The organism is Kutzneria kofuensis, from assembly GCF_014203355.1.
GTDB lineage: Bacteria > Actinomycetota > Actinomycetes > Mycobacteriales > Pseudonocardiaceae > Kutzneria > Kutzneria kofuensis.
This window is the reverse complement of sequence record NZ_JACHIR010000001.1, coordinates 8,075,624-8,099,191: the sequence shown is the minus strand read 5'-3', so window position 1 is coordinate 8,099,191 and position 23,568 is coordinate 8,075,624. Positions and strand designations below refer to the sequence as shown.

The window sequence follows — 23,568 nt, the reverse complement described above, 5'->3', positions numbered from 1 at the left end:
TCGGGTAGCCGAATCTCACGAAAGGGCGCGTGCAATTTTTGCGGATTTGTCCGCCGAGGCGGGCTGCTGTCGGATCAGCTGTGAGGTGGGGCCGCACGGCCGCCCTGGTACCGGAAAACGCACTGTCGCGTGCCCTCGCGGCCGCGCCGCTGCCCGGATCGGGCGCGAGAGGAGCGGCGTCCGTGCGTAGATCCCCGCTGTCCGCTGCTCAAGGGCAGTCGAGCGCGGCCGCGCCGGAAGCCCGGGACCACGGCACACAGGCGCAGAACAGTGAGCCCACGTCGCCGCCGGCACCCGAGTTCCGCGTGTGCTTGCTGCCTTCGTGGCGGCTGATGCGAGATCAGGTCGAGGTCGAGGTGCCCGGGACCGCCCGGCGGCTGATCGCGTTGATCACGCTGGTCGGCTCGCGCAACCGCTCGTACCTCGCGGGCACGTTGTGGCCGGAACGCTCCGACGCACAGGCGCAGGCGAACCTGCGCTCGGCGCTGTCCCGGCTCCTCGCCCGGAATCTCGGTGTGGTCCGGGTGAGCCGAGACGTGCTCGCGCTCGCCCCACACGTGACCGTCGACGTGCACGACGTCGTTCGGTGCGCCGAGGACATGCTCTACGGCGAACCGAACAAACCGCCCACCCCTGAGCAGATCCTGCGCCTGCTGCACGCCGACGACCTGCTCACCGGCTGGTACGACGAGTGGGTCGTGACCGCGAGAGAGCGGCTGCGGCAGCTGCGGCTGCACGCGTTGGAGGCCGTCTCCGCACGGCTGGCCGACGCCGGAAGGCACGTGGAGGCGCTGGACACGGCGCTGGTGTGCGCGGACATCGCCCCGCTGCGGGAGAGCGCGCACCGGGCGGTCATTCGGGTGCACCTGCTCGAGCGGAACTACACCGAGGCCGTACGCCAGTTCCACCGGTACCGGGAACTGCTCAAGGCGGAACTGGGCATCGAGCCGTCGCCCGAGATCCGGCGGCTGCTCCGGACGGTGGACTACGACCGCTCCGTGGTGCCCGCGGTGAACCGGACGGGAAGCTCCAGCAAGCCACGGAAGGGAGACGCGGCCGGCAACCGGTGAAGCTCGTCGGCCGCCACCGCCAGGCGTAGTTCCGGCAGCCTGTCCAGCAGTGTGCCGATGCCGATGCGCGCCTCCATCCGGGCCAGCGAGACCCCGAGGCAGTGGTGGACGCCGTGACCGAAGCCAATATGTGAGCCACCCCCACGTTCCAGGTCCAGCCGGTCCGGGTCGGCGAAGTGCGCAGGATCGTGGTTGGCCGCGTTGATCACCACGCCGACGACGGATCCCCGCGGGATGCGCACCCCCCGGTACTCGACGTCCTCCGTGGCGATCCTGGGGCTGGCGACCGGCAGCGGGCCGTCGAACCGGAGCAGCTCCTCGATCGCCGCCGGCAGCAGCTCCGGCCTGGCCCGGAGCAGCTTCAGCTGATCCGGGTTGGTCAGCAGCGCAACCGTCGCGTTGCCGAGGAAGTCGGCCGTGGTCTGGTGCCCGGCGAACAACAGCAGGAACGTGGTCGCCACGACCTCGGCCTCCGACAGCCCCTCGTCGTTGTCGCAGGCGTCGACGAGTGCGCTGATGACGTCATCGGCCGGGTTCACGCGCTTGCGCCGGACCAGGTCGGCGAGATAGTCGCGCAGGCGCAGCTGGGCCTGCTGCACGGCCGCCCGGTCCGCCTCGGGGCTGCGGTCGGACGACCCGGAGGTCCTGATCACCTGCGTCCAGCCGAGGACCGGCTCGTGATCGGTTTCCGGCACCCCGAGCAGGTCGCAGATCACCATCATCGGCAGCGGGATGGCGAACTCGCCCATCAGCTCGGCCCGCCCGTGCGGGACGATCTTGTCGAGCAGGGCGTCGACGATCTCCGCCACACGCGGGCGCAACGCCTCGACCCGGCGCGGCGCGAACGCCTGCGACACCACCCGGCGCAGCCGGCTGTGCTCCGGCGGGTCCGCATTGAGCATGTTCTTGTTCAACGCCGCCGAATTCGGCCCGAAGATCCGGACGTAGTGGTCGCCGGGACCGTAGAGGTCCTTGGACAGCCGGGGGTCGGTCAGCGCGGCCCTGGCGTCGTCCAGCCTGGTGATCAGGTAGGAGTCGAACCGGGGCGAACTGACCGGACACACCGGCCTCTCCTCGCGCAGCCGCGCATAGGCGGGGTACGGATCCGCGGCGAACTCGTCGGTGTAGAACTCCGCCGCGGGAACGGCATGCTCGGTCATTGCGGCTCCTCGGACTCGCTCCGCATGCTGTGCAGAACGTGGTAGGTGTGTCGTTGCGCGGACTCGCGAAGCTCTCTGACCACGCGCAGCAGCCGGTCGCGAAGCTCGCTGCGCCCGAAGGCGTCCAGCCGTTCGCGGTCCGCCCAGTCGCTGATGATCAGGTAGCTGCGCGGGTCGTCGGCGTCCCGGATCAGGTCCTGGCGGAGGCACCCGTCCACCGTGCCGATCTCGGCGGCGGCCGAGAGCCACTCCGCCTCGAACCGTTGCTCGCAGCCCTCCTTGGTGCGCATCGCGAGCACGGTGCGCACGCCGGTCACCTCGCACCCCCGAACACCAGTCGCAGGTTGTTCCTGAGCCCGTCGGCGTCGATCGGCCGGCTGCGGAAGCCGACATGCCCGTCCGGGCGTATCAGGTAGAGCGCGGCGCCGGTGACGCCGTAGGTCGCGCGGAACTCGCCCCCGGCGTCGCGCAGCGTGGGAGGAGTGAGCGTCGGCGGCAGGTCGGCGTCCGGGCTGATCAGCAGGTACACGTCGACCTCGTCGGCGGCGAGTTCGCGGACCTCGGCGTACAACTTCTCCGCGGCGATCACCGTTGTCGCGTCGGTCGAACCGTCCGCGTAGAGCAGCAGCGTGTGCCTGGTGCCACGGGTCAGGTCGTGCAGCCGAAGGGCGTGGCCGACGCCTCGCCGGCGCAGACCGCCGACGTCGGGAGCACGCTCGCCGGGCCGGGGACCGTCGAGGATGGACACGGACTCGCCGACGAGCGTGCTGGCCGAGTAGCTGACCAGCATCGACATCTCTTGCAGGAACTGACGCTTCAGGTCGTCACGGTCCAGCTCGTCGGTGAATGCCATCCGCACGGCCCGCCCGACGATCTCCTCGCCCTGCGGGCGCCGCTCGGTCTCGTAGCTGTCCAGCAGTTCGGGCGCCGCGATCCCCCGCACCGCCAGTGCCAGTTTCCACGCGAGGTTGTAGGCGTCCTGGATGCCGGTGTTCATGCCCTGGCCGCCCGCGGGCGGGTGCAGATGCGCCGCGTCGCCGGCCACGAACACCCGCCGGTCGCGGTACCGGTTCACGATCCCGTGCCTGATCCGGAACACCGACGACCAGCGCAGGTTCGACGCGCGCGTGCCCGGCGGGGCGAGTTGGTCCAGCGCGGCCTGAATGTCTTCCAGCGTCGGTTCGGCGAGTTCCTCGCTGAACCCCGGTGGGGCCTCCGTGCCGCCGGTCTGCGCGAAGAACCGGGGTGGCGCCAGTGTCGCGATCCGGTACCGGGCCTCGCCGCGCAACGGCACGCACACCAGCATGTTGTCCATCCGGCCGTCGGTCTCGTGGATGAACCGGAGCAGGTGGCCGTCCGGCATGTCCCAGTCCACGTCGACGTCACCGAGCATGAACAGCTGCGGGAACTGGCCCAGCCCGCCCGAGAAGGTCAGCCCGAGCCCGTCACGGACCTTGCTGTGTGCGCCGTCGCATCCGACCAGGTACTTCGCGCGCACCGTTTCCGTGCCGCCGTCGCTGGTCGCGAGCGTGGCCCGCACGCCGTCGTCGTCCTGGCTGAACGAGATCAGCTCCACTCCTCGCCGAGGCGACAGGCCGAGCGTGGCCAGCCGGTCGGCCAGGATGCGTTCGGTCTCGTACTGGGGCAGGCCGAGATGCCCGTACGGCAGGTCGGGTAGCTCCCAGCTCATGTGATGGGTCTGCGCGCCGTTGACGAACACGGCCTGGCCGGTGAGCCAGATGCCGGCGTCCATCGCGTCCCGCGCGATGCCCTGGTCCTCCCAGATCTCCATCGTGCGGCAGTGCACGCCGATCGCCTTGTCGGCGTTCACGGGCGGTTCGGCCAGCTTCTCGACCACCTGGCACGCGATGCCGCGCCGGGCCAGCTCGATGGCGGTGGTCAACCCGGTGGGTCCCGCGCCGACGACGAGCACATCCGTTGTGCCGTCGGGCCTTCGGTCGGCGCCGAGGTGGAACACGCGGCGCTGGAACTCGCGGAGGAACGGCGCGATCGGCTCGGCCTGCTCGGCGTGTGCCGGATCGGCGACCCAGCTGTAGAACGCCGCCTCGCTCTCCCATTCGGCGATGATGTGATAGGTGTCGGTGGCCGGTTCGCGCAGCAGCTCCTCACGCACATGGCCGGGTACCGTGGCCATCCGGGCGCCGACCTCGGCGTATCCGCGCTCGAACTCCGCGCGCCGGGACATCGGCACGGTGACGGCGACGTCCACGCAGATCCGCGCCCCCTTGCCGTCGAGGTCGCGCATCACCCGGTAGGTCTGTCCGGCGGGTGCCTCGCACAGCGTCCGAACGGCGTCGGCGAAGCTCGCGGCGATCGGCCCGTTCTCGTAGCCGTGCCGCGCGGACTCGTCGGCCCACTCGGTGACGACGACGAACGAGCGCGGGTCGCCGGCGTCCCGGAGCATGTCCCGCCCGAGGTTGCCGGCGAGCCGCCCGATCCGCGCGGCGGCCGTCCGCCACGCGGATTCCACGGCGGAGTCGCACCCCGCGCGGGCCCGCATCCGAAGCATTGTCCTGATCACGAGTTGTCCTTGGATGGCTTGCGTAGCACGATGGAACTGTTGAATCCGCCGTAGCCGCGCGCGGTCACCAGCACGACGTCGACGGGCATCCGACGGGGCTCGCGAACGAAGTCGAGGCCGTAGTCGGGCACCGGGTTGGTGAGATTGCCGACGGCGGGAACGACGCCGTCCCGGATGGCGAGCACCCCGACGACCAGGTTCAACGCGGAGCCACCCGCGCAGAGCCGTCCGATGAAGCCCTGTGGGGCGCTCACCGGAACGCTGTTCGCCCCCGGCCCGAAGGTGTCCCTGATCGCCCGCACCTCCAGCGCGTCCAGGTCGCGGCTGCCCGCTCCGTCGGCCAGCACGAGGTCGACGGCATCGGGGGAAAGACCCGCGTCCTCGATGGCCAGCCGCATGCACCTGGTCAGCTGCGTGTTGTCCTCGGCGGGCCGGTGATGGTGGTACGCGTCGTGAGTGGCCGCGTATCCGGCGACCTCGGCGTACACCTGCGCCGCGCCTCTGCGTTCGGCCTCGGCAGCGTCTTCGAGGACGAGGACGGCGCCGCCCTCGCCGGGTGCGTGTCCGTTGGCCTCGACGTCGAACGGCTTGTACCCGTGTCGCGGGTCGCGACTGGTGGTCAGCCGCCCGCTCGCTGCCTGGCAGGCCAGCGAGTACGGGCACAGCGGCGCCTCGGTGCCGCCGGCGATCATGGCCTGCGTGCCGCGCCGGATCATCCTGCGCGCGTGCCCGACGCTGTCCAGTCCGCCCGCGCCGTCGGTGACGACAACGCTGGACGGCCCCTTGGCGCCGTGCCTGATGGACACTTGACCGGTGTTCGCCGCGTAGAACCAGGCGATGGACTGGTAGGCGCTGACCGCGCGCCGCCCCTGCGCCCACAGCGCCTGGATCTCCCGCTGGCCGAACTCCACGCCGCCGGAACCGCTGCCGAACGCCACGCCGGTGCGGTACCGGTCCCCGCCGCCGATGTCGTACCCGGCATCGTCCAGGGCGAACTGGGTCGCCGCCAGAGCCATCCAGGTCCACCGGTCGGTCTGCACGGCGAGCCGGTCGTCGATGTGGTCCTCGGAGCGGAAACCGCGGACCTGACCGGCGATCGACACGCCGTACGTGTCCGCGTCGAACTCCTCGATCGGCCGGACGTGCAGCTCACCGTCCAGGGTGGACCGCCAGTACGCCTCGGTCCCGACACCGCTCGGCGCGACGACACCGACTCCGGTCACCACGGTCGCGTTCACCGGGACCAGCCCGGCTTGGTCAGCAGCATCGCCGACTGGAAGCCACCGAAGCCGCTGCCCACCGAGAGCACGACGTCCAGCGGCTGGTCCCGTGCCGTCCTGGGCACGTAGTCCAGGTCGCACAACGGATCCGGATGCTCGTAGTTGGCGGTGGGCGGGACCACCCCGTTCTCGATCGCGAGCGCGCACGCGGCCAGCTCGATCGAGCCGATCGCGCCGAGCGAGTGCCCGACCATGGACTTGATCGAGCTCACCGGCACCCGGTAGGCGTGCTCGCCGAGGCTGCGCTTGAACGCGGCGGTCTCGTGGACGTCGTTCTGCCTGGTGCCGGATCCGTGGGCGTTGACGTAGCCGACCTCCTCGGCGCGAATTCTCGCCTGGCGCAACGCGTCGCCGATCGCCGCGGCCATCTCGACGCCGTCGGGCCGCAACCCCGTCATGTGGAAGGCGTTGCAGCGGTTGGCGTACCCGACGATCGAGCAGTACTGGTGCGCGTCCCGCCGCCGGGCGTGCTCGGCCTCCTCGACGATGAGCACCGCGGCGCCCTCGCCCATCACGAACCCGTCCCGGGTGGCGTCGAACGGGCGCGAGGCGTGTTCCGGGTCGTTGTTGCGGGCCGAGGTCGCCCTGATCGCGTCGAAGCAGGCCATGGTGATCGGCGAGATCGGGGCCTCGGTCGCGCCCGCGATCACCACGTCGGCGTCACCGTCCTCGACCAGTTGGTGGGCGTAGCCCACGGCGTCGATGCCGGAAGTGCATCCGGTGGAGATCACCGCGGCCGGGCCGTTGGCGCCGAACCGGACGGCGATCTCGGTCGCCATGCTGCTCGGCACCAGTGCCTCGTACAGGAACCTGCTGCCGTAGCGCGGATCCACCAGCCAGTTGCGACCGCCGTCGGAGAGGACCACGTACTCGTCCTCGAGCCGAGTGGTGGCGCCGACCGCGCTGCCCATGGCCACGGCCAGCCGGTTGTGGTCGACCGCGCCCTTCGCGAGCTCCAGCCCGCTGTCCGCGACCGCTTCGCTCGCGGCGACCAGTGCGAACTGCGTGAAGCGGTCGGTGCGGCTGATCTCCTGCGGGGTGAGCCCGGCCTCGAGCGGGTCGAAGTCGCACTCCGCGGCGATCTGCGAGCGGAACGGGTCCGGGTCGAAGAACGAGATCCGCCTGGTCGCGGTCCGACCGCTGGTGATCAGCTGCCAGAACTCCTTGCGCCCGTTGCCCCCCGGCGCCACCACGCCAAGGCCGGTGATCACCGACGAGCGGCCGCGGCCGCTCACGCCGGGACCTGACCCGGCAGCGGCTCCGTGTCCACGTGCCCGAGCTCGGGGCGTGGCGCGAGCGGGCTCAGGCTGAAGACCAGGAAGGCGGTGTCGCCGGAGTCGTTCAGCAGCCGGTGCCGGACGCCGATCGGGATGAGCACGCCCTCGTCGGCGCGCAACGGCTGCGACCGTCCGTTCAGTCGCAAGGTGATCGCGCCGCGAACACAGAACAGGAACTCCTCGGAGTAGGGGTGCCAGTGCTCGGTCACCACCTCGCCGGGGCGCAACGTCAGCGTGCCCAGGAAACCGGTCGTCGCGCCGACCGTGGCCGGCGACAGGACGGTTCGGATGTCGCCGCCGCGCCGCAGGTTGGGCGGGACATCGTGGCGTGACACGGTGCGGAAGGATTCCGCCTGGCCCGTCGAGTCCGAAGTGGTCGTCATGACGCCCGTTCCCGCGCCAGCTCGATCTTCCGCGCGATCACGTCCATCTGGATCCGGGTGTTCCGGTTGATCCGCTCGGTCATCGCCGCGTCGTCGACCGGCGCGTCCGGCCGCATCGCGAAGTCCTGCACCCAGCGCATCCGGGTCCCGTCCCCCTCCTCGCGGTAGGTCCACTCGATGTCCATGTACGCGAAGGGCCCCTTCTCCACCCGGTAGGCCAGCACCCGGCGCTCGTCCGGATACAGGGTCCGCTTCGACACCCAACTCCAGACGGTGCCGTTCTCGTCGGGGTGCATCGACAGCCGGAACGTCACCGTGTTCTCCTCACGGGCCAGGATGTCCACGGTGGCGTACTCGGTGAACAGCGTCGGCCAGGACGCCACGTCGTTCGTCATGCTCCAGACCAGGTCGATCGGAGCGCCGATGAACACCGAGTTCTCGGTGTGTCCGCTCATAGCGGGTTCGCCGCCTCGAGCCGCTCGTTGACCGCGGCGATGATGTCCGCGAACGGGCGGTGCCGCATGGCCTCGTCCGGCAACTCGAATCCGTACCGGGCCTCCAGAACCGACTGGAGGGTCAGAAACGCCAGGGAATCCAGCCCTATCGCGGCCAGCGTCAGTCTTTCGTCCGTGACCCGGTCGGCGGCCGGCAGCCCGGCCTTGTGCTCGAGAATGTCCATCAGGTTCTCGAGTCGAAACGGTTGCGCGCTCATATCGGTGTTCTCCCTCATTCTCGTCGCGGCGTGGCCGGTGGTCGTCAGCCGTCGGCGCGCCAGCGATAGAACTCCTTCGCCACCGCGTCCGCGGGCCCCTTCCAGGAATCCGGCCGGTACGCGCTGATGAACGGGCTGAGGTCGTCCATGATCTTGGCGAACGCCGGTTTGTCGTGGTTGCGCCGCATCGCGTCGGAGATCGACTCGTCCGCGCGCTCCAACACGTGCACGTAGACGTCCTCCAGCGAGTACAGCCCGCGGCCGGTGACGCCCATCTCGGCCGGCAGCGGCCCGGCGTCGGATTCGGCGAAGATCCGGGCCACGTCCGCCTCGGCGCCGGGCTTGATGTGCGCGGCGATGACCGTCAGATACGTGGTCTCCCGCCCCGGCTCCGACGCGGGCTTCTCGGCCGGCGCCCAGCTGTAGAACTCCTTGGCGACGGCGTCGGCCGGCACCTTCCAGTTCTTCGAGTACGGCGTCACGTACGGGGCGATGGCCTCGGCGATCTGCTTGAACGCCGGCAAACCGCGAGCCCTGCCCAACGACTCCTTCGGGTCCACGTTGCGCTCGATGATGTGCACGTACAGGTCGTCCAGCGAATACAATCCCCGTCCGATCACGCCGACATCCTGCGGTCGCGTGGTCCTGTCGTAGTGGCCGAACACGTCGGCAACCGTGCCCTCGCTACCCGGCACGATGCGGGCGACGATCACGCTTCGATAGTTCATTGTCGCTCCCTTGGGCACTCTTCGCCTACGGCCCGAGCAAACTTCCGCATTCGCGGCCGCGCACCGAAAGGAAATCAGGTCGTCCGTCACCTACGAGTGCGCGAAACGTGGCGAACGCCGCACCTGACGGTGAAGTGGCCGTTGAGCGCACCGGTGCTCTGCCGTTGCGGCATCGTGACCACGCCGCACGGTCACCGGCGATCGCGCCGAGCACGCTGTGCTCGGCGAGGTTGTCGGTGCTGCCGGGGTCCCGGACGCCGTCGTGCGCGCACACACGAAGACCGCCATGTGTGAACACGATGTGACGCCGTTGGCCGCGCACGGGTCGGTCCCGATACGCGGGGTTCACACGGCCGACCCGGCGACGACACGGCCCGCCGGTGCACTGTTCACGACCCGCGGCGGCGCGGGGCGCGTCTAGGGTTCCGCCGCGGCGACGCGGGTCTGGTCCGAGAGACGCAGGCGGTCCACACCGGAAACGGGACCGTTCCACGGCGGGAGAAAAGCCCGGGAGGCCAACGGCCCCGGACTGCGCGCGTGGTCCGGGCTCGCAGATCCGGAGGCTGTCGTGAGCGTGACATCCATCGAGGCGGAGTCCGACTCCGCCGCGGACGCGGGGGATCTGTCCACCTTCGGCTACGGCCAACAGCTGCGCCGCAAGATCGGCGGTTACGGCTCGTTCGCCGCCGGCTTCTCGTTCGTCTCCATCCTCACCACGGTGTTCCAGCTGTTCTTCTTCGGGTTCGGATTCGGCGGCCCGGCGTTCTTCTGGACGTGGCCGATCGTGCTGGTCGGGCAGTTGCTGGTCGCGCTGTGCTTCGCCGAGCTGGCCGCGCGGTACCCGATCTCCGGCGCGATCTACCAGTGGGCCACGAGGCTGGGCGGCCGGATCTGGGGCTGGACCGCCGGCTGGCTGATGATGGTCGCCCAGGTGGTGACCCTGGCCGGCGCCGCGATCGCGCTGCAGGTCGTGCTGCCGCCGGTCTGGGGCGGGTTCCAACTCGTGCCCGGTGACAGTTCACTGACCAGCCCGACCGGCGCCGCCAACGCCGTCGTGCTCGGCGTGATCCTGCTGGCCGTCACGACGGCAGTGACGGCGACCGGCGTGCGCCTGATGTCCGTGCTCAACAGCGTCGGCGTCACGTGCGAACTGGTCGGCGTGGCACTGCTGTGCGTCGCACTGTTCGCCCACGCCGAGCGTGGGCCCGGCGTGGTGCTGCAGACGCAGGGCACCGCTGGGCACGGCTACCTGTGGTCGTTCGCGGTGTCGGGCCTGATGGCCGCGTACGTGCTGGTCGGGTTCGACAGCGCGGGCGAACTGTCCGAGGAGACCCGCGATCCGCGCCGCACCACACCACGCACCATCGTCCGGGCCGTGCTGGTGTCCGGTCTCGGCGGCGCGTTGATGCTGCTGGCCACGCTGATGGCCGCGGGCAGTGTGACCGACGGCAGCCTGGGCGACCCGGCCCGCGGCCTGCCGTTCGTGCTGACCAGCAGGCTCGGCGACACGCTGGGGCGGGTGTTCCTGGTGGACGTCGCGATCGCGGTGGCCGTGTGCACCCTGGCCATCCAGACCGCCGCCACGCGAATGGTGTTCTCCATGTCACGGGACGGCGTGCTGCCGTTCTCCTCCGGGCTGGCGGCCGTCAACCGGCGCACCGGAACGCCGGTCCGCGCCTCGGTTCTCGTGGGGGTGCTCGCGGCGGCGCTGCTGCTGGTGAACGTCGGCAACCCGGCGCTGTTCACCACCGTCGCCAGCGTCTGCATCATGTTGCTGTACCTGGCGTATCTCATGGTGACGCTGCCGATGCTGGTCCGGCGACTGCGCGGTGGCCTGCCCACCCGAGCCGGCGAGTTCAGCCTGGGCCGGTGGGGTGTCGTGGTCAACCTGCTCGCGGTGGCGTGGGGCACCCTGATGGCGGTCAACCTCGGCTGGCCGCGCGCCGAGGTGTTCGACCCGGCCGGCGGACACATCTACCTCCAGTGGTTCGCGCCGCTGTTCCTGGTCGGCGCGCTCGCGGTCGGAGCGCTCGCGTACACGGCGCGCACCCGCCGGCCCGCCATCGTCATGCTGGCCTTGGACGGTGCCGAATGAGCGACGTCCTCGTCTCCCACGAGATCCCGGCCGGCGCCGCGTGGTCGGTGCTGGTGCGCAGGGGCCGGGAACTACGGCTCACCGCGCTCGGTCCGGGCGCCAACTGCTCGACGCTGCTGTTCACCGCGCAGCACCCGGTCGACCGCCTGAACATTCCCGACACGTTGAAGGCGCAGATGGCGGCCACCATCCGACCGCCGATGGTGCTGATGTCCGACCGCGGCCTCGCGCTGTGCTCGGTCACCGGATCGTCACTCCCCTGGCACGACGCGCTGTGCGGTCACTCCACGGACACGCACGTGGCCCGGTTCGGCCCGTCCAGCTACCAGCGGGACGGCAACGCGTGGCGCCGATCGGCCCGCGCGGGGCTGCTCGCCGAACTGCGCAAGCACGGGCGGGACACCGCGGACCTGCATGGGTGCGTGAACTTCTTCGCCAAGGCGGCCACGGCCGACGACGCGGCAGGAACCCTTACGTTCCAACCGGACCACGCGACCACCGGCGACTGGGTGGCGCTGCGCGCCGAGATCGACGTGCTGGTGGTGCTGTCGACCGCGCCGCATCCGCTGGACCCGCGCTGGGCGCCGCAGCCCGTGCGGGCGGAAGTACGGGCCGTCGATCCGCCGGGGCCGGACGACGCGTCCTGGACGTTCCGCGCCGAAAGCGAACGGGCCCTGCTGCTGTCGAAGGAGGTGCTGGCGTGACCGCGACCGAACTCGCGTTCGACCCCGCGACGGCCGTGCTGGACACCGTCGTCGAGGCGGGCGACGGCTTTCTCGGCACGATCCCGGCCGGCGGCACGTTCCGCATCGTCGACCTCCACGGCAACCAGGCCGTGGACACGCTGTTCTACGACGCCGCCGACGTGGACAACCGGTACAGCGCCTTCGACACCGTCCGTGAGCAGGGCGCTGTCTACCTGACGACCGGTTCGCGCCTGCTGTCGGTGCGACTGGACGTGCTGGCCACCATCACCGACGACACCTGTGGACGGCACGACACGCTCGGCGGCGCGTGCGCGCAGGAGTCCAATGTGGTCCGTTACGGCGAGCACACCCGCCATCAGCATGCCTGTCGCGAGACGTTCCTGCGGCACGGCGCGGCGGCCGGCATCGACGCCCAACGACTCGGTCACAACATCAACTTCTTCATGAACGTCCCGGTGACCGCGGACGGCGGCCTCACGTTCGCGGACGGCGTGTCCGCGCCGGGCAAGCACGTCCAGGTGCGCGCCGAACGGGACCTGCTGGTGCTGATCAGCAACTGCCCGCAGGTGAACAACCCTTGCAACGGCTGGGATCCCACACCGGTGCGGCTGCTGGGCTGGTGGTCGCCGTGACCGTCGTCGACCACGGCGTGCGCGCCGCGACCCTCACGGTGCTCGCGGCCGGAACCCAGACCACCGTGCAGGATCAGGCCGGTCGCGGCGGCATGTGGGACGTCGGTGTGCCGCCCTCCGGGGCCTGGGACGACCTCTCCTTCGCCCTGGCGAACGCGGCGGTGGGCAACCCCGCGTCGGCCGCCGGGCTGGAAGCGGTGGTCACCGGCCCGGTCGTGCGTTTCGACCGCCGGGCCACGGTCTGCGTCACCGGAGCCGCGCATCGGGCCACAGTGGACGGTCGCCCCCTGCGACCCGGGACGGTCGCCGTCGTCGGCGCCGGCTCGGTCGTCGACGTCGGCCCGTGTGGCGCACCCGGCTTCCGGGCCTATCTCGCGATCGGTGGCGGCGTCGCGGTGCCGCCGGTGTTCGGCAGCCGCGCGACGTTCCTGCTCGGTGGCTTCGGCGGGCTCGCCGGCCGCGCGCTGACGGTCGGCGACACGATCCCGTTGGGGCGCGAGGAGAACCTCGCCGCCCCGGTGGACGTCACGTCCGTGCTGCCGCCGCTGGGCTCGACCTGGACGGTGCGCGTGCTGGCCGGTCCGCACGGCGCGCCGGAACACCTCACCGACGCCGGCGCCGCTGCGCTGCTGGCGGCGACGTGGACGGTGGACCACCGGGCCGACCGCACCGGTGTCCGGCTGGTCGGGCCGCGACCGCAGTGGGCCCGGCCGGACGGCGGCGAAGCGGGCCTGCACCCGTCCAACATCCATGACAGCGCCTACCCGATCGGCGGAATCATGCTGTCCGGCGACACACCGGTCGTGGTCGGTCCGGACGGGCCGAGCCTCGGCGGCTTTGTCGTGCCGTACACCGTGATCCGCGCCGATCGCTGGATGTTCGCCCAGGCCCGGCCGGGCGACGTCGTGCAACTGGTGTTGGTGTCACCGGAGGAGGCCGACGCCGCCAACCGGGAACGCGACGCGCTGCTCGCCGACCCCACCGCCGCCGTGTCCGACGCGTTCGAGCGGTCGCTGGCCGGTGTTCCGGCACCGCGGTCGGCGCCGCCGAGTGTCCGTCCCGAGCTGCTGCGCGACCACGGCCTGCTGCTGTCCCGGCCGGCGACCGCAGCCGCCCCGACGGTGGTGGTTCGGCGCGCCGGTGATCACCACGTGCTGCTGGAGGCCGGTCCCCCGCTGCTCGACCTGCGGGTGCGATTGTGGGTGCATCTACTCGCCGAGGCGCTGCGTGACTCCGTCGTCCACGGGGTCCGGGAGATCGTCGAGGGCGTGCGGTCGCTGTTGGTGCGGGTCGACCCGCTCGCGTGCCCGCTGCCGCGTCTCGCCGACGTCCTGGACGAGCTGGCCGCCGGTGTGCCCGATCCGGCGACCGTCACCCTCGACGTGCGCGAGGTGACTCTGCCGATCGCGTTCGACCACCCCGCGGCGCACGAGGCGATGGCCCGCTACGCCCGGTCGGTGCGGCCGGACGCGCCGTGGTGCCCGGACAACGTCGAGTTCATCCGGCGGGTCAACGCGCTGGCCGAGCGGGCCGACGTCTTCGACATCGTGCGGGACGCGACCTATCTGGTCGTCGGCCTCGGCGACGTGTACCTGGGCGCGCCCGTGGCCATTCCCATCGATCCCCGGCACCGGCTGGTCACCACGAAGTACGATCCCGCGCGCACGTGGACGCCGCAGAACGCGGTCGGCATCGGCGGCGTGTACCTCTGCGTGTACGGCATGGAAGGACCCGGTGGCTACCAGTTGGTCGGGCGCACCGTTCCGGTGTGGCGCCACGTGCCCGGCTCCGCCGAGCCGCCGTGGCTGCTGCGCCAGTTCGACCGATTGCGGTTCCGACCGGTCGGTGTCGAGGAACTCGCCGATCTTCGGGCCGACATCCTGGCCGGACGGTCCGAACTGGACAGACGGCCGGCCACGTTCGGCCTGACCGAGGTCACCGACCTGGAGCGGCAGCACGGTGAGGAGATCGCGCGCTTCCGGGCCGCGCGCGAGGCCGCGTTCGCCGCCGAGCGGGACCGGTGGCGGGCATGAGCCACGACGTGCGAACCGCGCTCAAGCTGGCCGCCGAGGTCGACCAGCCCGCCTTCATCACGGTGCTGGCGGACGCTCCCGACGGCTCGGACGGCCCACTCGGCGGGATGCCGTTCGCGGTCAAGGACAACATCGACGTCGCGGGCGTCCCGACCACCGCCGCGTGTCCGGACCGGACCGAACCCGCCGCTCGGTCCGCGGTCGCCGTGGACCGGCTGCGCGCCGCCGGTGCGGTTCCGATCGGCAAGACCAACCTCGATCAGTTCGCCACCGGTCTGGTCGGCACCCGGTCACCGTACGGGGCATGTCACTGCGTGGCGTCGCCGGAACACGTCAGCGGTGGCAGCAGTTCGGGCAGCGCGGTCGCGCTGGGCGTCGTGCCGTTCGCGCTCGGCACCGACACCGCGGGCAGCGGACGGGTGCCGGCCGCGTTCAACGGACTGGTCGGCGTGAAACCGACCCGGGGCCTGGTGTCCACCCGCGGCGTGCTGCCGGCGTGCCCGTCGCTGGACTGCGTGACGACACTGACCCGCACCGTCACGGCCGCCCGGCCGGTGCTGGAGGCGTTGACCGGCCCCGATCCGCACGACCCGTATTCGCGGCCGATGCCGACACGACTCCCACACGGCGTCGCGGCACGCATGCGAGTGGTCGCCGTCCCGAACCGACCACTGGACCTCGATCCGTCCTACGCGGCGGCGTGGGCCTCCGCTCTCGACCACCTCGCGCGGATCGCGCACGTCGTGCCGGTGGACGTCGACCCGTTCCTGGCTGCCGCCCGACTGCTCTACGGGTCGGCGCTGGTCGCCGAACGGCTGGCGGCGTTCGGCGACCAGTTGAACGGCCCGGGCGTCGACCCGACGGTGCGGCGGATCGTCTCGGAGGGCGGCCGTTTCACCGCGGGCGATGTGTTCACCGTCCAGCGCGAACTGGCCCGGCTGCGTTCGATCGCGGAGTCCACGTTCGTCGGCGCCGATGCCCTCCTGCTGCCGGTGACGCCCGGTCATCCGAGGCTCGCCGATGTCGCCGCCGATCCGATCGGGACGAACGCGCGGCTCGGCACGTTCACGAACATGGTGAACCTGCTTGACTTGTGCGCGGTCGCGGTGCCGGCCGGTGACGCCGACGGGCTGCCGTTCGGCGTGCAGCTGATCGCGCCGGCGTTCGCCGACGGACCGCTGCTCGACCTGGCGGCCCGGTGGACCGGCGAGGCCGAGCGGCCGGTCGCCGAACGCGGTCTGCTGGCGGTGGCCGGTGCACATCTGACCGGTCAGCCGGCCAACGCCGACCTCGTCCGGCTCGGCGGCACCCTGCACAGCAGGGCGCGTACCGCACGCGGTTACCGGATGTACACAGTGGACGGACCGTTTCCCCGACCGGGCCTGGTTCGGGGCAGCGGACCGGGCGGCATCGAGGTCGAGGTGTGGGACCTGCCCGCCGCGGCCGTCGCCGATCTGCTGCCCGGCATCGCGCCACCGCTGCACCTGGGACCTCTTGCGCTGGACGACGGCACGACGGTGCTCGGCTTCGTCGCCGACACCGGCTGCGCCGATCCGACGCGGGAGATCACCGCACACGGGGGCTGGCGCGCCTACCTGGCCAGCTCCTGACCTCGTGCGCACGGAACGAGGGCGCGGGAGCGCTCGATGGTGCTCGGGCGTTCGGTGGGAGCCGGTCGTCCAGCACGGCGCGACGGTGAAGTAGGCCGCCGCCGGCAGGGTGCCAGGCTGGCCGCTCGCCGGCGGCGTGGCCGGCTTCGACCAGTTCGGCCGGCGTCGGATCAGCACCATAGCCAAGCGCACTCATGCCCACTCGTTTCGAACACGGCTATCCGCCAAGAAGACCTCGATTGCGGGTACAAACAATTGCGTGGCCATGCCGCGCCATGGGTGAACATATGCCACGCCACAGTCTTGCCAGGACTGGAGCGACGCGAGTAGAGCTGGTTTGCGGTTCTTCCAACTTAACTTGTTTCGGGCAGCGTGACCACCGGCAGCGGGGCCACAGTAGGCGATAGTCCGACCGAGAGCGATGCGGCTCTTCGTTGCCGTCGTTGTTGCCACGAAACCAAAGAAGGAGACTCATGACGGCCACCCGAGGGTAATCCAACGGTTATTCACAAGGGAAGCCAAGAATGAATCCGAAGCATCTTCCGTCAGCCGAGGATGCGCCGTTGGTGGCGGTCAGCGGATCCACTACCGCACTCGGTGTCGGCCAAATCTCACGGCGTACCGCCGCCCAGGTGGCATCCGCCTCGTCTCCTCCGAAGAGCCCACGCAATTCGCCGCAATGACTTCACCGAGCAAGGGGAGGATCGGATGCCGGGAAAGAAAGCTTGCGTACTGACCATCGCCGCGGCTACGGCAGTGGCGCTGACCACCGCGAACGGCTATGTCGCGTCGGCGACCGCCGCCTCGGGCCAGGAATTGCACAATGGCTTGAACTGGAACAAGTGCCTGGACGCCCAGACGCCGGACGGCCTCACGCTCACCGGCGCCGTCCAGGTCTGGGACTGCAACGGAGGTCCTCAGCAGGATTGGTTCGACAACAGCGACGGCACCAAATTCAACGGATTGAACCGGAGTAAGTGCTTGGACGCCCAGACGCTGGACGGCCGTACGCTCACCGGCGCCGTCCAGGTCTGGGACTGCAACGGAGGTCCTCAGCAGCGGTGGTTCTTCACGCCCGACCACAGGATCCACAACGGCCTGAACTGGAACAAGTGCTTGGACGCCCAAACGCTGGACGGCGTCACGCTCACCGGTGTCGTCCAGGTCTGGAACTGCAATAACGGTCCTCAGCAGCGGTGGTATCGGTAGTGGCGAGGTCGGGGCCGGCGGCGGATGTGGCGCTCCGTCGCTGGCCCCACTATTCAGGCGACCGGCGACACACTACGGCACGTCGGCGGCTTCGATCACCGCGAGAGCATCTCTGCACAACTGCGCCGACGCCTCGTCACGGAGTGATTCGTAGTCGATGGCGCTCTCACGCGCCTCATCGGCCGCGAACCGCCACTGAGCTCGTGTCAACCGGATGGAGATGATCTGGTCCATGGGCGGCCACAGCCCGTCCACCCAGGGAACCTGGGCCCAGCCCGCCTCACGGATGGCCTGCCCGACGCGTACGGCATGCGCATCGCCGTCAACAGTGGCAAGGGACACGACATTGTCCATCCCGGCGTCGATACCAGCCCAGATGCGGGCAGGCATCCGCAACGTAACGGACTCCGCCTGGAGATCGTCCATGGACGGCATCAGGTCCGCACCCTTCCGGTAGAAGCTCGTTTCGGTGCAGCGATCAACGCGCTCGGAACCACTTCGCTTCTTCGTTCCACGGTCGCGGACGCGCCGGATCTGTGTGACGAGTGTGCCGATGCCGATCGTCACGAGGGCCATGATCAGCGGCCCGACAGTATACGTGACGGCGTAGAACGCTTCGCTCATCTGGGCACCGCCGGCCAGACTCGTCGTCGCCCCATCGGCCCAGCGGCAGCCCGCGTACGCCGCCGACGGCTGATGTCTCGAACCGCTATCGCCAGAGTCGCCATCTGCGGAGACAGGACGACCGCTCCGAAGACCAATGCCTCCCAGAACGAAGGATCCGCGAGCTCGGCGCCGGCCACCGTCTGCGCGATCCAGCACAGCAGACGCACGGTGGCCGGAGCGAAGAAGCAGACGAAGAACCAGCCAGCCAGCACAAGCCCGGCCATGTAGACCCAGCAGTACCAACGGGCCACCGCCAGATCCCTGGGATGGGCGGCGTCGAGCTCCTGCCGCTGCGCCGGCGTGATGAGCCTCAGCCTGCGCCGGAGGAGCAACTGGTTGACCCGCCACAGGTCGAAGCAGCCGGCGGCGGTGAGCAGCACGGCGTAGATGTCCGTCCGCAGAAAGACGAAGCACTGGCTGGCGATGAGCGACAGTTGGAGGAATGCCAGTGCCGCCAGGAACCTGTCGGCGCCGGGCTCCAGTTCCCACCAGCGGAGCTGCCCGCCGAGTCGGCCCAGCAGCGCGCCCAGCAACACCGTGCCGTCGAAGAACGTGCCGACGAGCAGTGGCCAGTATCGACGGCGCCTGGGCAGACCGTCCGCGGTCACAACGCGCGCCTCGCTGCCGAGCGTGACACCGGCGCGAGAGCACACACCGGGCACTTGTCGTCCCGCGGCCACGGTTCGGTCGTGATCCGACAGTCGCCCGTGAAATCGATCAGATGGTAGGTGCCGGCGGCAACCGGGGCGATCACGCCAGTGAGGTAGCGCAGGGCCTCCATCGACACGAGCGCGCCGAGCATGCCCGCGACCGGTCCGATGGCGCGATTGACCTGATCTTGTTCGAGTGCCCGCGGCCAGGACAGCTCTCCGCTGGTGTCCTGGCGACGTTGCGCTTCCCGGTGCGTTTCAAGGCAATGCCGGCATGCGCTGCGGCCCGGGTCGACCGACCAGTACAGCCCCTGCGCGTAGGCCAGTCCGCCCCGAACGAACGGCACCCCGGCCGACACGCAGGCCCGATTCACCTGGAGATCCACTCCTGCCGGCTGGTCGATCGCCGAGACCACGAAATCGACGTCGTCCAGCAGTTCGGCGACCATGCCCCCGCCGGTGACCTGCCGGTGGAGCGCGGTCACCCGGACTGCCGGGTCGAACGCGCGAACCCAGGCGGCGACCTGCTCCACTTTGGACTGGCCGAGCTGCGCCGGGGTGTAGGTGTACTGACGTGCGAAGTTGCGCTGTTCGACAGTGTCGAAGTCGACCAACGTGAGGCGGCCTACCCCGAGGCCCACCAGATGCTGGACGGCGCTCGACCCGAGGCCGCCGACGCCGAGGACAAGCACATGCGCGTCGACCAGTTGGCGCTGCACTTCCTCACGCCCGCGGCGCTGGGAGGTGAACACGTCGAAGAAGGCCAGGTTGCTGAAGTAGCGTTCGCGCTGCTCGTCGCTGAGCATCCTCGGGGCCCGCGCATTGTCCAGCCAGCCGAGTTCGTCGAGCGCGCTCAGCGCACTCTCCACATCGGACTGTCTGACACGCGGTCGACGACCACGCATCGTTGCCACCAACTCGGGGAGGTCTCTCGTCCCCTCGGCCAGCAGGCGCAGCAGGAACAACACGTGGCCGTCGGGATCGGTGAGTTCGATCCGCCTGCGCGGGTCGATGGTGACGATCAGCCGTCCGACGCCGACCAGGCAGGTCAAGGACTTCAGACGCGGTATCAACAAGAATCCTTCTCTCTGCGCATGTGTGGCCCTGCCATCGCCATGGCAGGGCCACCGCCTCGGCGTCACGCGCCGCAGGTGTCGATGACGTGGATCGATGTAACCTTGATGTCCTCGACCCGTCTGATCTCGATGGTCATGTTTCCTCACCTCCTCAGTGGACCTCGTGCGCGCAGGCGGGCGCACAAGGTGAGCGGCCATCGTCTCCGGCCGCCACCGACCACAGCATCAGGGAAATCCACTACTTCTCACGCCTGGCGCTCCCCGGTCACCGTGGCTGTCTCAGTTGTGTCACCGGCCTTGCGCGGTCGTCGGTGGCGCATGATCCGCCAGACATGGGGAATTCCCCGATGCTCCACCGAGTAACGCCGGATTGACTGGCATCCGATCAGCCTTCGAGGAGGAGACCGACGTGACCAGGACAGGGAAGATTGTTGTCGTCGGGCTCGCGCTCGCCACGGTGGTCAGCGTCATACCCGCGTCCGGGGCGACGGGAACAGTGGCGTCCGCGGCCAACTCGAACCCGACGCACGCCCACCGCACCTGCGTCGCGGGCGGTCGGTCTCCGCGGGCAAGCCCCTCGGCCGGCCATCGACGATGCCCGCCGGCGTGCACGGGAGGACGGCGTCAGCGACTCAGGTGGTGCAACCATCTGAGTCGCTGACGGCCCGTGCTCACCGTCCGGTGGATCCGCCGTCACCGCCGTTTTCGGCCCCCGCCAGGGCGTTCGCCACCGCGGCGCGAGCGGGGACCGCAAGCTTGGCGAGGATGCGGGAAACGTGCACCTCGACGGTCTTGCTGCTCACGCACAGCTGGGCGGCTATCTGGCGGTTGGTCATGCCGGTCCCGACAAGACGGGCGATCTCCAGCTCGCGACGGGTCAGGCTCCCGATCCGTCCGGAGCGGCTGGAGTGCCGCGGCCCCCGCGCGTTGACACGTCGTTGCGCGCGCACCGCCCTGGCCTGGAACCCACGCGCTCCGCACGCGGTGAACAGCGCATGCGCGCTGGCCAGCTCCCTACCGGCCGGCCCGCTGTGGCCACAGCGGTCGAGCAGCACACCGGCCAGCAGGTGTGCTCTCCCCGCATCCACGCGATCGCCTGCCTCGGCGAAGGACTCCGCGGCGGCCACGGCGTGTCGGGCGGCGTGGGCCGGGTCGGCCGACCGCAGCGCGTGAGCTCGGGCAAGCCGCGCGAATCCGGTGCGCATGTGCAGTCCAAGCGTGGCGGCCAGTGTTTCCGCGCGGTGTGCCCAGTCGCCGGCTCGCTCGGCGTGGTGGAGACGCGCGTCGGCGGCGGCCAGCAGCTCGTACCAGCCGGCCCGGGACAAGGGGTCGAGATTGGGCAGCCCGGGGCCACCACCCGCCCGGACCAGGATCTCGATGCACGTGCCGGGATCATCGGCATGCAGACGAGCCTGGGCGAGCAGGCCGTGCGCCACAGCCGCATACCAGTCCTTGTCTTCTCCGGCCGCGGCAACGGCTTGCTCACCCAGCCGTAACGCCCGCGCGTGATCTCCCTGCCACGTGGTGATCCAACACAGGTTGGCCAGCGCCATGGCGCGCAGCTCGTCACTGCCGGTCAGCCGCGACACTTCCAGCGCGTCCGCGAAACAGTCGGCCGCCTCCTGGAGACGGCCCAGCAGCCCATAAGTGGTGCCCTGCCCCATACGCAGGTAGGTCATCAGGTGGTTCTGGCCGGTCGTGCGAGCCAGCCGCAGGCCCCGGTCGAGGTGTCGCAATGCCTCGGCCGGGCGCTCGAGGAACATCTCGCTCCACCCGAGCCAGACGGTGGCCTCCAGGTGCCGGGACAGGTCGCCGTCCGGCAGCGCGTCGACCACCGCACTGGTCTCGTCAAGTGAGGCGAAGGTCTGGGAGTCGACCGTGCCGTCGAGCAAACCGTTCAGCACGCACATTCCCATCGCGGTGGCCAGCAGTGCCCGATCCGAGTGGTGGCGTGCTATCGCGAGGGCCTCGTACGCCCACGGGTGGTGTGTCGTGAAGTCCCCGCGGGTGAGTCGACCGGCGGCGAGTTCCAGCTTGAGCAGCGCCGCGGCAACACTGTCCGGATCAGCGAGGCCGTCCAGTTCGTGCAGGAGAAGGGCCCGGGCCTCGGCGTGATGGCCGAGCAGGCGATCGATCACGGCGCAGAAGCCCGCGACCCGGGCGCGTTCTTCGGCCGATTCAGCCGGCAGCAGTCGCAACGCCTCGTGCAGCAACTCCCGGCTGTCGGCCAAGCGTCCGGTGACGCCGAGGGCTCGTGCGCGCATGCCCAGCAGACTGAGCCGCATGGGCTGCGCTGTCGCGTCGTCGGGAAGCAGGCGGAGCGTCACCTCCAGCCAATGTGCCGCCGTGGCCGGGGTGGTGTGCATGGTCGTGACGGCAGCGTCCAACAGGACATCGATGGCAGCCGGGTCGCCGTAGGCAGCGGAACGTTCCACGTGGTGCGCCCGTGCGGTGGCCGGCGCCCCGCGCTGCCGCAGCGCGGCTGCCGCACGGGCGTGTGCGGCCACTCGCCACCCTGCCCCGGCGGTCTGGTAGGCCATGGTGCGCACCAGCGGATGCCGGTAGCGGAAATGACCAGGCACACCCGCCGGGCGGAGAAGATCACGGTCGACCAGTCGGTCGATCACGGCAAGGACCTCGTTCCGGTCGCAGTCGGCGACCGCCGCCACCAGATCCGCGTCGAACTCCTCGCCGGCGATCGCCGCCGCCTGCGCGACCCCGAGTTCGGCGGATCCCAGGGCAGCGAAGTCATCCGACAGCGACGCGCGAAGCAGGTCGGAAGCGTCACCTGCCGGACACACACGGTCGGCGTCGTGCGTCCATCTGCCGTCACGGGCCAGTGCCTGCAGGTAGAGCGGGTTACCGCAGCCGACGTCGTACAACTCTCGCCGGCGGCCGGCCGCGGCGCCAGGGCCGAGGAACTGCTCGATCTCCGCTGCGGCGAGTGGCCCAACCTCAATCAACTCAGCTTGCGACAGGATCGCGCTCAACCGTGCGGGCGCCTGCCGCGGGCGGAAGGCCGTTGCCACCACCACTCGGGCGCGGGGTGGGTGGCGGATCAGATGGTCCAGCAGCTCGATCGAGCCGGCATCGGCCCAGTGCAGATCGTCCAACACCAGGACGAGGCCCTCCGGCGCAGCCACGGTCTCCCACAGCGCTCGTACAGCACGGTGCAGGCGATAACGCTCGATATCCAGCAGTTCCACCGCAGGCTGTTTCGGTCCTGGTCCCCGGCCCAGCGGAAAGACCGTGCGCAGTAGGCCCCAGGCATCCTCGCCCAGTTGCGTGATCCGTTCCACCGCTGCCTCGGGCAGGTGGTCGGCGACGGCGTCGATGAACACGCCGAACGGGAGTTCTCGCTCGAACTCGTCCGCGCGCCCCCACAACACCGGGACGCCCGCCCGCCCCGCCGCTCCGGCGAACTCCTGCAACAACCGGGTCTTCCCGATCCCCGGCTCGCCGACCACCTGGACGAACCGCGCGACCTGCTCTCCTTCCGGCCACTGCAGCAACCGCCGTAGCCGACCCAACTCCCGGCGTCGTCCGACGAAACACCCCCCACGGTGTCCCCTGGCCATCTCGGACGTCGGCTGCCCTACGGCAGCTCCCATGGACTTCCTCCCCCACCCCCGACGTGCTCTGCCAACCGACTCGCGCACGCCGCATCAGCGCGTACCGCGGAACGGTTCAGAAGCAAGCGTTGGATGACGAGCGGGACGGACGCAAGCGGCGGACGCG

General features: G+C 70.3%; 20 protein-coding genes and 1 riboswitch. Of the genes, 7 read left to right on the top strand and 13 right to left on the bottom strand.

Annotated elements, in window-relative coordinates:
- Window positions 1-182 precede the first annotated feature (182 nt).
- Window positions 183-1,070 carry an AfsR/SARP family transcriptional regulator gene (locus tag BJ998_RS49360; protein ID WP_184867908.1) on the top strand — a complete coding sequence of 296 codons (888 nt, stop codon included), beginning with the start codon at window positions 183-185 and terminating at the stop codon, window positions 1,068-1,070.
- On the opposite strand, the gene BJ998_RS36860 is transcribed toward BJ998_RS49360, so the two are convergent.
- From BJ998_RS36860 to BJ998_RS36820, 9 genes are read right to left on the bottom strand one after another with little or no spacing between them, the layout of a single operon-like run.
- The gene (locus BJ998_RS36860; RefSeq protein ID WP_184867907.1) at window positions 986-2,230 is read right to left on the bottom strand and encodes a cytochrome P450 family protein; all 1,245 of its coding nucleotides are present in this window, start codon (window positions 2,228-2,230) and stop codon (window positions 986-988) included. The genes BJ998_RS49360 and BJ998_RS36860 overlap by 85 nt on opposite strands.
- Window positions 2,227-2,538, bottom strand: coding sequence for a putative quinol monooxygenase (locus BJ998_RS36855; protein WP_221338250.1), 312 nt, complete (start codon window positions 2,536-2,538; stop codon window positions 2,227-2,229). The genes BJ998_RS36860 and BJ998_RS36855 overlap by 4 nt, the downstream gene beginning before the upstream one ends.
- Before the next feature lie 5 nt (window positions 2,539-2,543).
- A complete protein-coding gene (locus tag BJ998_RS36850; protein WP_221338249.1) occupies window positions 2,544-4,772 on the bottom strand; it encodes an FAD-dependent monooxygenase in 2,229 nt (742 codons plus the stop codon).
- Window positions 4,769-6,010 carry a beta-ketoacyl synthase N-terminal-like domain-containing protein gene (locus tag BJ998_RS36845; RefSeq protein WP_312890500.1) on the bottom strand — a complete coding sequence of 414 codons (1,242 nt, stop codon included), beginning with the start codon at window positions 6,008-6,010 and terminating at the stop codon, window positions 4,769-4,771. Before BJ998_RS36845 ends, BJ998_RS36850 begins: the two co-directional genes overlap by 4 nt.
- Window positions 6,007-7,287, bottom strand: coding sequence for a beta-ketoacyl-[acyl-carrier-protein] synthase family protein (locus BJ998_RS36840; RefSeq protein WP_312890499.1), 1,281 nt, complete (start codon window positions 7,285-7,287; stop codon window positions 6,007-6,009). Before BJ998_RS36840 ends, BJ998_RS36845 begins: the two co-directional genes overlap by 4 nt.
- Window positions 7,284-7,712 carry a cupin domain-containing protein gene (locus BJ998_RS36835; protein WP_184867905.1) on the bottom strand — a complete coding sequence of 143 codons (429 nt, stop codon included), beginning with the start codon at window positions 7,710-7,712 and terminating at the stop codon, window positions 7,284-7,286. Before BJ998_RS36835 ends, BJ998_RS36840 begins: the two co-directional genes overlap by 4 nt.
- Entirely contained in the window at window positions 7,709-8,167 is a 459-nt protein-coding gene (locus tag BJ998_RS36830) for an SRPBCC family protein (protein ID WP_184867904.1), read from the bottom strand. The genes BJ998_RS36835 and BJ998_RS36830 overlap by 4 nt, the downstream gene beginning before the upstream one ends.
- Window positions 8,164-8,442 carry an acyl carrier protein gene (locus BJ998_RS36825; protein WP_184867903.1) on the bottom strand — a complete coding sequence of 93 codons (279 nt, stop codon included), beginning with the start codon at window positions 8,440-8,442 and terminating at the stop codon, window positions 8,164-8,166. The genes BJ998_RS36830 and BJ998_RS36825 overlap by 4 nt, the downstream gene beginning before the upstream one ends.
- A gap of 26 nt (window positions 8,443-8,468) precedes the next feature.
- On the bottom strand, window positions 8,469-9,152 hold the full coding sequence (locus BJ998_RS36820) for a TcmI family type II polyketide cyclase (RefSeq protein ID WP_184867902.1): 684 nt from the start codon (window positions 9,150-9,152) through the stop codon (window positions 8,469-8,471).
- Window positions 9,153-9,558: 406 nt separating this feature from the next.
- Window positions 9,559-9,668: riboswitch (guanidine-I (ykkC/yxkD leader) on the top strand.
- Between the two features lie 52 nt (window positions 9,669-9,720).
- Here BJ998_RS36820 and BJ998_RS36815 point away from each other — a divergent pair.
- The 6 genes from BJ998_RS36815 to BJ998_RS36790 all read left to right on the top strand — a co-directional run bounded on the left by BJ998_RS36815 (window position 9,721) and on the right by BJ998_RS36790 (window position 17,438).
- The gene (locus BJ998_RS36815; protein WP_184867901.1) at window positions 9,721-11,247 is read left to right on the top strand and encodes an amino acid permease; all 1,527 of its coding nucleotides are present in this window, start codon (window positions 9,721-9,723) and stop codon (window positions 11,245-11,247) included.
- Window positions 11,244-11,951, top strand: a complete 708-nt coding sequence (locus BJ998_RS36810; RefSeq protein ID WP_184867900.1) for an urea amidolyase associated protein UAAP1 — start codon at window positions 11,244-11,246, stop codon at window positions 11,949-11,951. Before BJ998_RS36815 ends, BJ998_RS36810 begins: the two co-directional genes overlap by 4 nt.
- Window positions 11,948-12,586, top strand: a complete 639-nt coding sequence (locus tag BJ998_RS36805; protein ID WP_184867899.1) for an urea amidolyase associated protein UAAP2 — start codon at window positions 11,948-11,950, stop codon at window positions 12,584-12,586. The genes BJ998_RS36810 and BJ998_RS36805 overlap by 4 nt, the downstream gene beginning before the upstream one ends.
- Window positions 12,583-14,619, top strand: coding sequence for a 5-oxoprolinase/urea amidolyase family protein (locus BJ998_RS36800; protein ID WP_312890498.1), 2,037 nt, complete (start codon window positions 12,583-12,585; stop codon window positions 14,617-14,619). Before BJ998_RS36805 ends, BJ998_RS36800 begins: the two co-directional genes overlap by 4 nt.
- The gene (gene atzF / locus BJ998_RS36795; RefSeq protein WP_184867898.1) at window positions 14,616-16,229 is read left to right on the top strand and encodes an allophanate hydrolase; all 1,614 of its coding nucleotides are present in this window, start codon (window positions 14,616-14,618) and stop codon (window positions 16,227-16,229) included. The genes BJ998_RS36800 and atzF overlap by 4 nt, the downstream gene beginning before the upstream one ends.
- A gap of 708 nt (window positions 16,230-16,937) precedes the next feature.
- The gene (locus tag BJ998_RS36790) at window positions 16,938-17,438 is read left to right on the top strand and encodes a ricin-type beta-trefoil lectin domain protein (RefSeq protein WP_184867897.1); all 501 of its coding nucleotides are present in this window, start codon (window positions 16,938-16,940) and stop codon (window positions 17,436-17,438) included.
- A 72-nt stretch (window positions 17,439-17,510) separates the two neighbouring features.
- Here the strand turns inward: BJ998_RS36790 and BJ998_RS36785 are convergent, their stop codons facing one another.
- The 4 genes from BJ998_RS36785 to BJ998_RS36770 form a co-directional block, all read right to left on the bottom strand.
- Complete coding sequence (locus tag BJ998_RS36785; protein WP_184867896.1) at window positions 17,511-18,062, bottom strand: hypothetical protein; 552 nt, start codon at window positions 18,060-18,062, stop codon at window positions 17,511-17,513.
- Window positions 18,059-18,712 carry a hypothetical protein gene (locus BJ998_RS36780; protein ID WP_184867895.1) on the bottom strand — a complete coding sequence of 218 codons (654 nt, stop codon included), beginning with the start codon at window positions 18,710-18,712 and terminating at the stop codon, window positions 18,059-18,061. Before BJ998_RS36780 ends, BJ998_RS36785 begins: the two co-directional genes overlap by 4 nt.
- Window positions 18,709-19,827, bottom strand: a complete 1,119-nt coding sequence (locus BJ998_RS36775) for a HesA/MoeB/ThiF family protein (RefSeq protein ID WP_221338248.1) — start codon at window positions 19,825-19,827, stop codon at window positions 18,709-18,711. Before BJ998_RS36775 ends, BJ998_RS36780 begins: the two co-directional genes overlap by 4 nt.
- Window positions 19,828-20,501: 674 nt before the next feature.
- On the bottom strand, window positions 20,502-23,408 hold the full coding sequence (locus tag BJ998_RS36770) for a helix-turn-helix transcriptional regulator (RefSeq protein ID WP_246489884.1): 2,907 nt from the start codon (window positions 23,406-23,408) through the stop codon (window positions 20,502-20,504).
- Between the last annotated feature and the right edge of the window lie 160 nt (window positions 23,409-23,568).

Excerpts from the sequence above, each read along its gene's own strand:
- BJ998_RS36860 (WP_184867907.1), bottom strand. The coding sequence starts at position 2,230 with ATGACCGAGCATGCCGTTCCCGCGGCGGAGTTCTACACCGACGAGTTC.
- BJ998_RS36835 (WP_184867905.1), bottom strand. The coding sequence starts at position 7,712 with ATGACGACCACTTCGGACTCGACGGGCCAGGCGGAATCCTTCCGCACC.
- BJ998_RS36830 (WP_184867904.1), bottom strand. The coding sequence starts at position 8,167 with ATGAGCGGACACACCGAGAACTCGGTGTTCATCGGCGCTCCGATCGAC.
- BJ998_RS36825 (WP_184867903.1), bottom strand. The coding sequence starts at position 8,442 with ATGAGGGAGAACACCGATATGAGCGCGCAACCGTTTCGACTCGAGAAC.
- BJ998_RS36820 (WP_184867902.1), bottom strand. The coding sequence starts at position 9,152 with ATGAACTATCGAAGCGTGATCGTCGCCCGCATCGTGCCGGGTAGCGAG.
- BJ998_RS36810 (WP_184867900.1), top strand. The coding sequence starts at position 11,244 with ATGAGCGACGTCCTCGTCTCCCACGAGATCCCGGCCGGCGCCGCGTGG.
- atzF (WP_184867898.1), top strand. The coding sequence starts at position 14,616 with ATGAGCCACGACGTGCGAACCGCGCTCAAGCTGGCCGCCGAGGTCGAC.
- BJ998_RS36790 (WP_184867897.1), top strand. The coding sequence starts at position 16,938 with ATGCCGGGAAAGAAAGCTTGCGTACTGACCATCGCCGCGGCTACGGCA.
- BJ998_RS36785 (WP_184867896.1), bottom strand. The coding sequence starts at position 18,062 with ATGAGCGAAGCGTTCTACGCCGTCACGTATACTGTCGGGCCGCTGATC.
- BJ998_RS36770 (WP_246489884.1), bottom strand. The coding sequence starts at position 23,408 with ATGGCCAGGGGACACCGTGGGGGGTGTTTCGTCGGACGACGCCGGGAG.